The 14,218-nt window shown below is 46.5% G+C and carries 7 protein-coding genes and 2 pseudogenes; 4 read left to right on the plus strand and 5 right to left on the minus strand.

The genetic code is table 11. The annotated features are described in order from the left end of the window. Nucleotides 1-6 precede the first annotated feature (6 nt). Together coxB and lexA are read right to left on the minus strand one after the other, a co-directional pair. On the minus strand, nucleotides 7-1,170 hold the full coding sequence (coxB, locus tag MADE_RS19490; RefSeq protein WP_012520176.1) for a cytochrome c oxidase subunit II: 1,164 nt from the start codon (nucleotides 1,168-1,170) through the stop codon (nucleotides 7-9). Nucleotides 1,171-1,753: 583 nt separating this feature from the next. Further along, nucleotides 1,754-2,380: a transcriptional repressor LexA gene (gene lexA, locus MADE_RS19495; protein WP_012518730.1), complete on the minus strand. Its 627-nt coding sequence runs from the start codon at nucleotides 2,378-2,380 to the stop codon at nucleotides 1,754-1,756. Nucleotides 2,381-2,688: 308 nt separating this feature from the next. Between lexA and plsB the strand changes: the two are divergent. Then, nucleotides 2,689-5,146 (plus strand): annotated as a pseudogene (gene plsB / locus MADE_RS19500) (glycerol-3-phosphate 1-O-acyltransferase PlsB). A 235-nt stretch (nucleotides 5,147-5,381) separates the two neighbouring features. On the opposite strand, the pseudogene ilvA reads toward plsB, so the two are convergent. Together ilvA and ilvD are read right to left on the minus strand one after the other, a co-directional pair. Next, nucleotides 5,382-6,930 (minus strand): annotated as a pseudogene (gene ilvA, locus MADE_RS19505) (threonine ammonia-lyase, biosynthetic). Continuing rightward, nucleotides 6,930-8,780, minus strand: coding sequence for a dihydroxy-acid dehydratase (gene ilvD / locus MADE_RS19510; protein WP_023559990.1), 1,851 nt, complete (start codon nucleotides 8,778-8,780; stop codon nucleotides 6,930-6,932). Before ilvD ends, ilvA begins: the two are co-directional and overlap by 1 nt. 428 nt (nucleotides 8,781-9,208) lie before the next feature. Between ilvD and MADE_RS19520 the strand changes: the two genes are divergently transcribed. Next, on the plus strand, nucleotides 9,209-9,826 hold the full coding sequence (locus tag MADE_RS19520; RefSeq protein ID WP_023559992.1) for a trimeric intracellular cation channel family protein: 618 nt from the start codon (nucleotides 9,209-9,211) through the stop codon (nucleotides 9,824-9,826). A 254-nt stretch (nucleotides 9,827-10,080) separates the two neighbouring features. Next, nucleotides 10,081-11,595, plus strand: coding sequence for a YifB family Mg chelatase-like AAA ATPase (locus tag MADE_RS19525; protein ID WP_023559993.1), 1,515 nt, complete (start codon nucleotides 10,081-10,083; stop codon nucleotides 11,593-11,595). Between the two features lie 19 nt (nucleotides 11,596-11,614). Here MADE_RS19525 and ilvY read toward each other — a convergent pair whose 3' ends face one another. Then, complete coding sequence (ilvY, locus tag MADE_RS19530) at nucleotides 11,615-12,487, minus strand: HTH-type transcriptional activator IlvY (protein WP_012520182.1); 873 nt, start codon at nucleotides 12,485-12,487, stop codon at nucleotides 11,615-11,617. A gap of 157 nt (nucleotides 12,488-12,644) precedes the next feature. Between ilvY and ilvC the strand changes: the two genes are divergently transcribed. Continuing rightward, nucleotides 12,645-14,123, plus strand: coding sequence for a ketol-acid reductoisomerase (ilvC, locus tag MADE_RS19535; RefSeq protein WP_012520183.1), 1,479 nt, complete (start codon nucleotides 12,645-12,647; stop codon nucleotides 14,121-14,123). Nucleotides 14,124-14,218 lie beyond the last annotated feature (95 nt).

Genomic DNA, 14,218 nt, shown 5'->3' on the forward strand with positions numbered 1-14,218 from the left:
CTGCTCCTAGTTTCCGTTCGCAACAGCGTTGACATCTTTAGCCTGAACCATGTCACCGGTGTTGTTACCCCACGCATTTCGCTCGTAGGTAACAACAGCTGCTATTTCTTTAAGACTTAACATTTTGCCAAAGGCTTGCATGGCCGTGCCTGACTTACCGTGAAGCACAATGTCGATATGGCCTTGCTGATCTTCTTTGGCCATTTTGCTGCCTTTGAGTGCTGGAAACACGCCAGGGAGACCTTCACCGTTTGGCATGTGACATGCTGCGCAAGTCGCGTTATAAACACGCTCACCTTCTTGCATTAACTCGTCCATCGACATATTCATAGAAAGGAGACGCTGCTCCTCTTCTTTTGCCTGACGAACCATTGCTTCTTGTTCACTCATCCACTTATCAAACTCAGCGGGCTCTTTGGCAATAACCACAACGGGCATATAACCGTGATCTTTTCCGCACAATTCAGCACACTGTCCGCGATAAATGCCGGGCTCATTTACATTGGCCCATGACTCGTTAATAAATCCAGGGTTGGCATCTTTCTTAACGGCAAAATCTGGAACCCACCACGAATGAATAACGTCGTCAGAGGTAATAAGAAATCGTATTTTTTTGCCCGTAGGTATCACTAGTGGACGGTCAACCTCAAGTAAGTAGTTATCGGTTTTCTGAAACTTGTTTTCAATCTGCTCTCTTTGTGTGGCAAGAAGCGAGTAGAACTCCACGTCACTGTCCATATATTTATAATGCCACTTCCATTGCGACCCTGTGACCAACACTGTCATATCGGGTTCAGTGGTATCTTCCATCGCGATTAGCGTATTTGCAGCCGGTACCGCCATAAAAACGAGAATAAGGAAAGGGATAACGGTCCACGCGATTTCTACTTTTACATTTTCATGAAAGTTAGCGGGCTTAGCGCCACGAGACTTTCTATGTAGATACATAGACGCGAACATCACGCCAAACACGACCACCGCAATGCCAACACAAATGAAGAACATCAACATATGGAGGTCGTAAACCTGACCACTAATGTCGGTAGCACCGCGTCGTAAATTAAGTGAAGAGATTTCTTCACTTGCTTCTTGCGCGAAAATCAATGAAGAGAAAAGCAAAAATGGTAGGCTTGCGCACCACCTTGCCAATACGGTCGTTAGTTGTTTCACTCAGCACCTCCGGAATGGTACGGCTAAAGGCGCTATCTTGTTTTGCGCTAACCCTACCAAATGAATTGCGAACGATTGACCCATAACCTCAACTTGTAAAACAAATTTAGAGTCATTGTTATTATTTTGTTAATCTCTGTATAAGAATTGCGCAATAATGTCGTGCCGTCTAGTCTTTTCTATTAAAAACTTAACGAAGTGGTTAATATTTAATCATTTGGTTAAAAGTCAGCATAAGATGAGGTGTGCAGGAAGTAAGCTTTAGAATGTGCAAACGCGCAGTAAATCAAACGCCCATTTTGAACGTGGAGACAACGTCGATGTTACATTAACTTGCTATTAAATAGACAAGTTAATCCACCTTGAACGACAGTTTTAAACAGTGCTTATATTTTGTAATAGCTGTCGCGGGAGGTATTCATGGACGAAATAAAGAGAAATCTACCGCACAATAGTGGATTCAAGGATTTCTAGTAGGAATAGGATATTCAAACCTAATTTGCTTAAAGCAGAACAAAAACGGGGAGTAAAAGGCACAAAAAAAGCGGCTAATGCACCGCTTTTGATCAAAGAAGCTAAAACCTTACATCCAATCAGCGTTTCGTATAACGCCTACTGCAATACCTTCGATTGCGAAGGGCTCATTTGCAAGGTCAACTTTTATCGGTGAAAACTCTTCATTTTCAGCATGAAGTAATACCTCGCGACCGCGTTTTTCTAGACGCTTCACAGTAACATCTTCATCAACTCGAGCTACCACCACTTGTCCATTATGTACATCAGTCGTGCGATGCACAGCTAGCAGATCACCGTCTAAAATGCCAATGTCTTTCATACTCATACCGTTTACACGAAGTAAAAAGTCTGCTTGAGGTTGGAATAGGGCTGGGTCTACCTTGTAATGAGACTCAACGTGCTCTTGAGCTAAAATAGGCTCTCCAGCAGCTACACGCCCAATTAAAGGCAGGCCTTCTTCCTCTTCAGCTTCATTGTCCAGAGGAATATTGAGCTTTATACCTCGCGACGTACCCGGCAAAATTTCAATCACGCCTTTACGCGCCAAGGCTTTCAAGTGTTCTTCCGCGGCGTTGGCAGAACGGAAACCAAGCTGACGGGCAATTTCAGCACGCGTAGGCGGCATTCCCGTTTCTTGCATGGTTGTTTTAATAAGTTCTAAAACTTCAGTTTGTCGAGCTGTGAGTGGGCGCATAAAAGACCTGTCTGTTCATACAGTTCCTGTAAGTATATACACCTAAAACCAAATAACAAGCACTTAGCGCGTCTTTTGCTTATTGTAGTTGATGAAGAGCGTATACCTTGCTCTTATCGAGCTAGCAGAAGCATAAATCGCAGCCGCTTGATAAGCGCGCCACTATCTTAAATACCTTTTTGTTTTTGAACTTGTTCAAATACATGGAGTCATTACAGCAAGTAAAGCAATGATATTGGCTTATCGCGAGATTGTGACGCGATTGTGTTACACTCCCCTTGTTTTTATTTCATAGGATTACATAGTTCATGTCGTGGATGCGAAAAGCCCTTTTGTCGGTATTTCATTATCCTGTAAAGTTACTGGTTAAAGCCCATAGTATTCCAGTTAACGTTGAAACCGAATTAGGAATAGATAAAAGCAAACCTATCGTTTATCTACTTCCCACCAACTCAGTGACAGACCAACTTTCATTGAGAATGTCGACCCAAGCTCTAGACTTACCCAGCCCAACTAAGACCTTAACGTTGGCAGGGAGAGAGTATTCATCGACGTTGTTTTTGCGAAAAACACAACCGCTTTTCCGCTCGTCGGCAAAAGACACGGGAATTGAAGAAGTCTTTACAGACCTTTTCCACCTGCACAGAGACCATGAGAATCTCGATTTACAAGTTGTGCCGGTTTATGTGACATGGGGCAGAGCACCAGGCCGCGGTAACCCGGGACTGAGCGACCTTATTGCTGATAAGGCTGCACCCAGCTGGTTGCGCAAGTTATTCATCGTGCTGTTTTTAGGCCGTGACAACTTTATCAATTACTCTAAGGCCGTTTCGGCGCGCGCCATGTCTAACCAACACGGTAGCGATCAGAGTATCGCTCATAAGCTCGTTCGGGTTGCCAGTACGCATTTTCAGAGAAAGCGCCAAAGTATGACGGGCCCTACGCTATTAGAGCGTCAAGAGCTCAATAATAGCGTATTGGGGTCTGATGCCGTACGCCGCGCCATTGCCGAGGAATCTAGAAGCAAAAAAGTATCTCACGACAAAGCAAAAGCGTGCGCCCAGTCATACATTACCGAGATTGCTGCAGACTATCGCGAGGGCCTTATCCGGTTTGGCGACAGGCTGCTTACGCGTATCTGGAACAAAATCTATAACGGCATAAGCGTAGGGCACGCCGAACGAATTCGCGAACTTGCTGCAAACGGACATGAAATTATTTATGTGCCGTGTCACCGCAGCCATATGGATTACCTACTGCTCACTTACGTGATTTATCACGAAGGCATGGTAACGCCCCATATCGCAGCGGGTATTAATCTTAACTTTTGGCCCGTAGGTAAAATGTTCCGCCGTGGCGGTGCGTTTTTCCTGCGTCGCAGCTTTGCAGGCAACAAGCTGTATACTGCGGTTTTCAGAGAGTATTTAGAGCTACTTTTCAACAAAGGCTACTCGGTGAAATACTACCCTGAAGGCGGTCGTAGCCGCACAGGTCGTCTTATTCCGCCGAAAACCGGCATGTTAGCCATAANCCATTCAAGCCATGTTGAAAGGGGTGAATCGCCCTGTGAGCATCGTGCCTGTTTATATTGGCTATGAAAACGTGATGGAAGTGAAAAGCTACCTTAACGAACTTAAAGGGTCTAAGAAGAAAAAAGAGTCAAACCTTCAAGTCTTCTCTGCTATTCGTAAACTTAAAAATTACGGCCACGGATATGTGAACTTTGGTGAGCCCATTGCGCTGAACCAGTTCCTTGAAAGCCATGTGCCTAACTGGCGCGACTGTAAAGATGCTGAGCCCGAGAAGAAGCCTGCGTGGTTAACGCCTGCGGTTAATGAACTTGCTAATAACGTGATGACGCGAATTAACCGCGCAGCCGCGTTAAATGGTATGGCGCTTACATCGCTGTGTTTACTCTCTTCAAAAACACAAACCATGAGTGAGGCCGAGCTAAAACAGTCTATTGGCGATTTTATGGATTTGTTTAAAGCTGTTCCATTTAGTGACGACGCCACCATTCCTGATTCAACGGCAGAAGCATTGCTGCGCGATACGCTGAAACTCGGACGCTTTGATATTAAAGAAGATGACTACGGCCGGTTAATTAGCCCGCAGCCTAAGTCAGCGGTTTACCTGACATATTATCGCAACAATATTTTGCACTTATTTGCGATCCCAGGTCTTGTTATGGCCTCTGTTTTCGCGAAAAAAGGCACGACTAAGAACGATATACTTCAGCTAATTGCTGCACTTTATCCTTTACTGCAAAAAGAGCTTTTCTTGCATTTAACCCAAGATGAAGCCCTTGCGCATACTGACGCACTGGTTACCGCACTGCTCAATAATGGGTTATTGCGTCAAAAAGACAAAGAGCTATTGCCTCCTGATGCTCACTGTAAACAATTCCATTCTGCATGGCTGTTAAGCCGCTGCATGCAGGAAACGTTACAGCGTTATGCCGTTGTGCTTACCATTCTTGATAAAGAAAAGGTAATTAGTCGAGGCGCCTTAGAGCGTGAGAGTAAACAAGTGGCCGAGCGTTTATCCGCCCTGTACGGGCTAAGTTCACCAGAGTTTTACGACAAGAACGTGCTGTCTAGCTTTATCGGCGCACTTAAAGAAAACCATTGGTTAGACTCTGAAAAAGATGGCAGCCTAAAGTACTCTGAAGAATGTGAAGCGCTTCGACAAGATGTAATGGCGCTAATATGGCCTGAAATGATGCAACATTTAGAGAATGTAGCGCTTAATGGTCAAACTAATTAAAGCTCGCCATTAACACTATCTATCAAAACGTAAAAAGCCCATGCTGCTGCATGGGCTTTTTTGTGCACTCTTTACCTTTGTTTGACAAAGGTAAAAGGTAAGCCGTTTTTCACTTAAAGGTAAAGTGGCTCGTTGTAATGCCGCCTTGTATCGCTTCTCGGTAAACCATGGCTTAACGTGAAACAATGCAAGGCGATAACTTGAAAAGCCAAGCGCCTGCGCTCAGCGTTTTAATTTAGGCGGGTTGAGACAAGAAAAAACGATAAGCTGGATTATCCGTGACTTCTTCCACCTTGTAACCTAATTCGGCGACGTGCTGGTTAAAGTCATCCCGGCTTTCAGGCGCAATATCAAAACCAGCTAACACTAGCCCCTCGGCTGCACCGTGGTTGCGATAATGGAATAAAGTAATATTCCACTGCTCGCCTAAGGTGTTTAAGAAATTCAGCAATGCTCCCGGGCGCTCCGGAAATTCAAAGCTAAATACCTGCTCGTTCAAGATAGTAGGTGGGCGACCACCAACCATATGACGTACGTGCAGTTTTGCCAGCTCGTTGTCACTTAAATTAACGCAGTCATAGCCTTTGCTCTCAAGGTCACCTTGCAGTGCAGCAAACTCTTGCTGACCGCCTTTAAGCTTCACGCCTACAAAGATATGCGCTTCACTTTCACTGGCATAGCGATAATTGAACTCGGTAATGGCCTTAGCCCCCACGCACTCACAAAACTGCTTGAAAGCGCCTTTGGTTTCAGGAATTTTTACCGCAAAAACTGCTTCTTTCTGCTCGCCTAATTCACAGCGTTCAGAAACATAGCGTAAGGTATGAAAATTGATGTTTGCGCCACATAAAATGCCACCAAGCTTCTTGCCCTTCAAGTCGTACTGCTTAGCGTATTTGCGAATAGCGGCCACAGAAAGGGCGCCAGCAGGTTCAGCAATAACCCGGGTGTCGTCGAAAATATCTTTAATTGCGCCACAAATTTCATCATTGGTAACGGTAATGGTTTCGTCAATTAAACGGTTACATAAACGGAAGGTTTCCTGCCCCATGACTTTGACAGCCACGCCATCGGCAAATATACCGACGCTTTCCAGTTCCGTAGGCTCGCCTTGTGCTTTCGCTTTAATGAAACACGCCGACTCTTCAGACTCCACCGCCACAATTTTAATGCTGGGCTTTAGCTGCTTTAAATACACGGCAATCCCGGCAGCTAAGCCACCACCGCCCACGGCGATAAATAAAATATCAAGGTGTGGGTTTTGCTCTAATAACTCTCGCGCAACCGTACCTTGGCCTGCAATTACATCAGGGTCGTCAAACGGCGGTACGAAGGTATAGCCATGGGTCTCACACAGTGCTTTAGCATGGTTACTGGCNTTGGTCAAAGCTAGTACCGTGCAATACCACATTCACGTTTTCACCACCAAAGCGACGTACTGCGTCTACTTTAATGTCAGGGGTGGTTTCCGGCATAACGATGGTTGCCTGAATACCCTTCATTTTTGCGCTATACGCCAAGCCTTGCGCATGGTTACCGGCAGAAGCACCAATAACCCCGGCTTTAAGCTGAGCTTCACTTAATGAACAAATACGGTTGTAGGCACCACGCAGTTTAAAGCTTTTAACCGGCTGCTGGTCTTCTCGTTTCAAAAAAATCTCGTTGCCAAGCTCAGCTGAAAGCAAAGACATATAAGAAAGCTCACTGGCCACCGCCACATCGTAAACGGGAGCGAGCAATATCTTTTTTAGATACTCGTGATCGCTAACGTGCTCTTTTTCCATTACAAGTCTTCCAACTTACTGACATCGCGCACTGCACCTTTGTCGGCACTGGTTGCCAGCGCTGCAAAGGTCTTGAGTGATGTAGAAACTTCGCGTACACGATCTTTAGGTTTCCAAGGCTTATCGCTCGCTTCCATTTTTGCACGGCGTTCGGCGAGCGCTTCATCGGAAATAACGATGTTGATGCTTCGGTTAGGGATATCTATTTCAATCTTGTCCCCGTCTTCAACTAAGCCAATACCGCCACCACTTGCCGCCTCAGGAGAGCAATGACCAATAGACAGGCCGCTAGTACCACCGCTAAATCGGCCGTCGGTAACTAATGCACAGTGCTTGCCTAAGCCTTTTGATTTTAGGTAAGAGGTTGGGTAAAGCATTTCTTGCATGCCCGGTCCGCCGCGCGGACCCTCGTAGCGAATAAATACCACATCGCCTGCTTTTACTTCGTCACCTAAAATACCCGCTACCGCATCGTCTTGGCTTTCATAAATGCGCGCTGTGCCGTTGAATTTTAAAATAGACTCATCCACACCTGCGGTTTTAACAATACAGCCGTCTTCTGCCACATTACCGTAAAGTACAGCGAGTCCACCTTCTTGACTAAACGCGTGTTCAATCGAGCGGATACAGCCGTTTTCGCGGTCGTCATCGGCTTCATCCCAGCGACAGTCTTGGCTAAACGCCTTAGTCGTTCGAATGCCCGCAGGTCCCGCGCGATAAAAGGTGATCGCGTCTTTATTTTCAGGGTTAGTGATATCCCACTCGCTGATAACCTCAGTAAGCGGCTTACCAAGCACGTGATTAACATCGCTGTTCAGCAAACCCGCTTTGTTAAGCTCGTTCAAAATACCTAACACGCCACCGGCACGGTGCACGTCTTCCATGTGGTATTTAGGCGTCGACGGCGCCACTTTACATAAGTGAGGCACTTTGCGAGATAGCCTATCGATATCATCCATAGTGAAAGGCACTTCACCTTCCATCGCTGCTGCTAACAAGTGCAGAATGGTATTGGTTGAACCACCCATGGCAATGTCAAGGCTCATAGCGTTTTCAAACGCTTTAAAGTTAGCAATATTACGGGGCAATACGCTTTCATCATCATCACCGTAGTAGCGCTTGCAAAGCTCAACTATTTGCTTACCTGCTTGTTTGAACAGCCCTTCACGGTCAGCGTGAGTAGCAAGCATTGAACCATTGCCCGGTAGTGATAAACCTAACGCTTCGGTTAAGCAATTCATGGAGTTAGCAGTGAACATCCCTGAGCATGAACCACAGGTAGGGCAGGCTGAACGCTCAATTTCATCGGTATCAGCATCACTCACTTTATCATCAGCAGCCGCTACCATGGCGTCAACCAAATCTAGCTTGATAAGCTGGTCTGAAAGCTTGGTTTTCCCCGCTTCCATCGGACCGCCCGATACAAAGATTACCGGCACGTTAAGGCGCATTGATGCCATCAACATTCCCGGGGTGATCTTGTCGCAGTTAGAGATACAAACAATGGCATCGGCGCAGTGCGCATTTACCATATACTCCACCGCATCAGCGATGATTTCTCGTGAGGGCAGGCTGTAAAGCATCCCGCTGTGGCCCATAGCGATACCGTCATCTACCGCTATTGTGTTGAACTCTTTTGCAACACCACCGGCTTCCTCCACGCTGCGCGCTACCAGTTGACCAANGTCTTTGANGTGAACGTGCCCAGGTACAAACTGCGTAAATGAGTTAGCAATAGCAATAATAGGCTTGCCGAAATCAGAATCTTTCATTCCGGTGGCACGCCATAGCGCACGAGCGCCGGCCATATTTCTACCTTGTGTGGTAGTTGCAGAACGTAACTTGGGCATAAATCCTTCCCGTTAATTTTAGGTGCTAGGGTTTAATGCTAGACCTTTATGTGAAACTTAAAAACAGTGGTAAACCAGTAATGCTTTGGCTTGTTTTCCAATACGCGCTGTTTTACTCAAAATTGCATGTCATACTGATGATGTATTAAATCATCTTAGGTCGTTCAAGCGAAGGGCGACAAAGCCTCACTGCTCACAGACCAGTAGCGCTTTGTTTTATATGATATCTTTGACTTACAATGCCGTATTCCTTTGGCATTATAAAAATGAAATGTTGTTTGTTAGGGGTTATGGCTTTACCCCTACACGCAACGCGCGGTAAACCGCGAATTGGTATTGCGCAAAGAAATAGCATGAAACACACGGCTTGATCAAGTTTTTTGCGGTAGAAATAGCGAGTTCTTAAGAGTAGTAAAAGGGTAATAAGCATGTTCGATTGGTTTCACTGGCTAAACCTGGCAGGCGTTGCGGTATGCGCAATTTCAGGCACTCTTATGGCCTATCAAAAACGCATGGATGGGTTCGGCGTTGTGGTGCTAGCCAGTGCCACGGCTATCGGTGGCGGTACGCTGCGCGACGTTATGTTAGATGTACCTGTGTTTTGGATTGCCGATACCGACTATTTGTATACCACTCTCATTGCGGCTTTTGTCCCCATCATCTGGCTTCGAATAAGCCCACGGTTTCCTTTTCATTACCTACTGATTGCCGATGCCTTCGGCTTAGCCTTGTTTAATGTGGTGGGTATAGAAAAAGCTTTGGCGAATGACACCGGCATAGCAGTGGCGGTAGCAATGGGCACCATTACTGGTGTTTTCGGAGGGTTGTTACGCGACGTCATCTGCCGCGAAGTACCGCTGGTACTAAACGGCGAGCTTTATGCGATGACCTGTATCGCTGGCGGTATTGTATATGGCATCGCACTTGAATTTGACCTTGCTACCCAGTGGTGCGGGATCGCCGCTCTTGCTACTACCGTGCTGTTTAGACTAGGTGCCATGCGCTGGCACTGGCAATTACCCGTCTTTTATAACGATCACCATTAAGCGCTTTAGTTAACGCTTCGCTGAGCGCATGCAGGCCAGTGAAGCGTTAAAATAGGCAAGACCAGCACCGACCTCATTTCCTCTTTAAACAATAGGCCCGCATTTTTTAATTCCGTCGATATTCACTCCCTCAGTACAGTTACAAGTTTTCTTCACACCCACTACAGTTGAGCCTTGCTGCGTTTGCTCTGCATGAGCGATGGATGCACTAAACTTTGAAATAAGAGATAAAGACACAGGGGTGAGTAAGGCTTATGGGCATGGCTGTGGTTAAAACTTTTGCAGGCCAAGGCGTTACTGCGCCAGAGGTGAGCGTAGAAATTCATTTGGCTAACGGCTTACCCGCCTTTCAACTAGTGGGCATGGCTGAAACCAGTGTAAAGGAAGCCCGTGAGCGTGTGCGCAGCGCCCTTATCAACAGTGGCTTTGAATTTCCTGCCAAACGAATAACCGTTAACTTAGCTCCCGCTGATATTCCTAAGTTCGGCGGGCGATTCGACCTTCCCATCGCCGTAGGTATACTCGCCGCTTCCGGCTATATTTCAGATACAAGCTTATTAAATATTGCCTTTGTGGGCGAGCTTGCTTTAAACGGAGAAATAAAGCCGGTTAACGGCCTTATTCCCGTCGTAATGACAGCCGCAAACGAAGATATTGCTTTGGTTTACCCTGGTGACAATGACGTTGAAGCCGCACTCGTATCCCACGCTACGCGCTTTCCCGCGTTTGATTTACTGTCTGTTTATGAACACCTTACTGGTAATAAGAAATTGGCAAAGGGGCAGCCTTTTGCTTCACATTCGCCTAATAAGGTGCAAACAGGTTGGGATGATATTATCGGGCAGGAACAGGCTAAACGGGCGTTAATCATCGCCGCTAGTGGTGCGCATAATCTACTAATGGTGGGGCCTCCCGGCACGGGAAAGAGCCTGCTAGCTAGCCGTATGCTCTCGTTACTACCAGATATGAGCGAAGAAGAGGCCCTTGAAGTAGCCGCCATTCATTCGGTAAAAGGTGAAACCTTACACGCCGAGCGCTTTTTAACGCGTCATTTGCGCTCCCCCCATCATACCAGTTCTGCTGTGGCGCTTACTGGTGGCGGTTCTAACCCGGTGCCGGGCGAAATATCGCTGGCCCATAACGGTATTTTGTTTTTAGACGAATTGCCTGAATTCGGACGCAAAGCGCTGGACGTATTGCGTGAGCCCCTTGAAACTGGCGATGTACACTTGTCGAGAGCTTCAGGAAGCGCTACGTACCCGGCTAATTTTCAGTTAGTAGCTGCGATGAACCCAAGCCCGACGGGCGATATTGATGATAATCGCCTGACACCACAGCAGCAGCTTAACTACTTAAACCGTTTGTCTGGCCCGCTACTAGATAGAATAGATATACAAGTCGAGGTGCCTAGACTACCAGACTACGACTTGCCAGAGCGGGGCAATAGACCTGACGACTCGTTACATGACATGCGGGAAAGGGTGATAGCTGCACGGCAAAAACAAGAGTCTCGACAAGGCAAACCCAATGGCGCTTTACACGCGGGTGAACTTGCCGACATCTGTTTGCTAGATGACGCAGATCTCCTCTTTTTACAGGCAGCTGCGAAACAACTTAATTTATCTATGCGCGTATTTCACCGCACGCTAAAAGTGGCTAGAACCATTGCCGATCTGGAAGGGTCACAGGGCGTACTTCGCGCTCATATCGCGGAAGCGCTGGGCTATCGAGCTCTCGATAACCTTATAAAGCAGCTCAGTGCTAGCTAAGCGCAACTAATAAAGTAACCTACCCTCGAGAATGCAAGTTTAGCTGCATAAAAGCGTTGATAAGCGGTTCGTTTTGCTTATCTTGTAAACAGCATAGGCCAAGGGCATAAGGCTCGATATCTTCAACCTGAATTTGGGTCACCGCATTAGCCATACTGGAGTGATCGAGCACTACCTTTGGCACAAAGCCTACACCACACTCTAGCGCTACCATGCTTACAATAGCTTCGTTACCGCCTACATAGGCATAAACATTAGGCCGAATACCGTGCTCGGCAAACCAGTGATAGGCGGTACGTCGCGTTGGCCCTGTTTCAGGCATGATCACTTGATGTTTGGTCCAATCTAGCTGACTTAATTGGGTCAAGCGCCATTCTCGAGGAGCAATAAGCACCAAAGGCACGTTATCAAGCGCTGTGAAATGTAAATCCGTTGGCATATCAGGGGTGTAGATGGCAATAGACAAGTCGCATTGTTTACCTTTTACTTTTTCAATGGCAAGGGCTGGATCGCCTGTGATAAGCCGTATATCAACACCCGGGTGTTGCTGCCTGAACTGCCTTAGCATAGCGGGCAAATGGCTTTGACTGGCAGTTACCGAGCAAAATACACTTAGTTCCCCCTGAAGTGCATCGCTATCTTCTTTTAAATCAATTTTCAATTGCTGCCAATCAGCTAACGCTTGTTTTGAGAAGGACAATAACTTGTGCCCGCTATGGGTGAGCGCGACTTTACGGTTATCCCGTTTAAACAAGGTGCAGCCTAACTCGTCTTCAAGACGCTGAATTACACGGCTTAACGTAGATGGCGATACATACATGGCCTCAGCGGTGACGCCGAAGTGAAGGCTGGTAGCCAGGTGGTTAAAGAGCTGTAGACTGCGAAAATCCATATATATTTCACTTTATGCAATATTATCTTGCAAATATATCATTTTCCAAAACAAAAGAAATCTTTTAGTCTCACTACCAAGTCGTCATAGACGAGGTCTGTCAACGCCAAGGTCGGTGTTTGATATTGACAAAAATGAATGTTGTTCGGAAATTTTTATGGCTAATTATTTCAACACCCTGTCACTTCGCCAGCAGTTAGACCAGCTTGGCCGCTGCCGCTTTATGGCACGCGATGAATTCGCTGACGGTTGTCAGTTCTTAAAAGGCAAGAAAGTTGTCATTGTAGGCTGCGGCGCGCAGGGCCTTAACCAAGGCCTGAATATGCGTGACTCAGGGTTAGATGTTTCTTATGCGCTGCGTCAGGCAGCGATCGATGAGCAACGCGACTCTTACAAACGCGCTTCAAGCAATGGATTTACTGTTGGTACATATCAGCAGCTTATTCCAGAAGCTGATGTAGTTTATAACCTAACACCTGATAAGCAGCACGCAAGCGTAGTAGAGGCAGTAATGCCGCTTATGAAAAAAGGTGCAACGCTAGGTTACTCACACGGTTTCAACATTGTTGAAGAAGGTCAGCAAATTCGTAGCGATATCACAGTAATTATGTGTGCGCCGAAAAGCCCAGGCTCAGAAGTACGTGAAGAATATAAGCGTGGCTTTGGTGTACCAACATTAATAGCTGTGCATCCAGAAAATGACCCTGAAGGTAAAGGTTGGGATCAGGCTAAGGCACTGGCAAGTGCAACAGGCGGTGACCGCGCAGGTGTACTTGAGTCTTCATTTGTGGCTGAAGTTAAATCTGACCTTATGGGTGAGCAAACCATTTTATGTGGTATGCAACAAGTTGCAGCAGTACTTGCGTTCGAGAAAATGGTTGATGACGGTATTGACCCAGGTTATGCAGGTGCGCTTATTCAGTACGGCTTAGAAGCCATTACTGAAGCACTTAAGATTGGCGGCGTTACTAATATGATGGACCGTCTATCAAACCCTGCAAAAGTGAAGGCATTTGAGCTTTCTGAGCAGTTAACTGATTTACTTCGTCCGCTATTTGAAAAGCACCAAGACGATATCATCAGCGGTGAGTTCTCTCGCACTATGATGGAAGACTGGGCGAATGGCGATGCGAACCTACTTAAGTGGCGTGAAGAGACCGGTGAGACTGCGTTTGAAAACGCACCAGCTTACGAAGGTGAAATCAGTGAACAAGAATTCTTTGACCACGGTATCTTATTGGTTGCCATGATCAAGTGTGGTGTTGAAGTTGCGTTCGACGTAATGGTTGAAGCCGGTATTCTGCCTGAGTCTGCGTACTACGAATCGCTACATGAAACGCCGCTTATTTCTAACACAATCGCGCGTAAGCGTTTGTATGAAATGAACGTGGTTATTTCAGACACAGCAGAATACGGAAACTATTTGTTTGCCAATGCAGCAATTCCGATTTTGCGTGAGAAATTTATGCCTACCATTGATACCACCGTTATCGGTAAGGGTTTGACTGCTGCTTCTAATCAAGTAGAGAACAAACGCCTTGTTGAGATTAACGAAGCCATCCGTTCACACGGTGTGGAATCGGTAGGTAAGACCTTGCGTGGCTACATGACTGATATGAAAGCCATAGTTGTGTAAAAACAGAGGTTAGGACAGTTTCTGTCGTTAGGTGCTTAACTAAGCCCTCTTGCCCGACCATTTTGGTCGGGCTTTTTTATTTCTATAACTCAGCG

This window comes from Alteromonas mediterranea DE, assembly GCF_000020585.3.
Taxonomy (GTDB): domain Bacteria; phylum Pseudomonadota; class Gammaproteobacteria; order Enterobacterales; family Alteromonadaceae; genus Alteromonas; species Alteromonas mediterranea.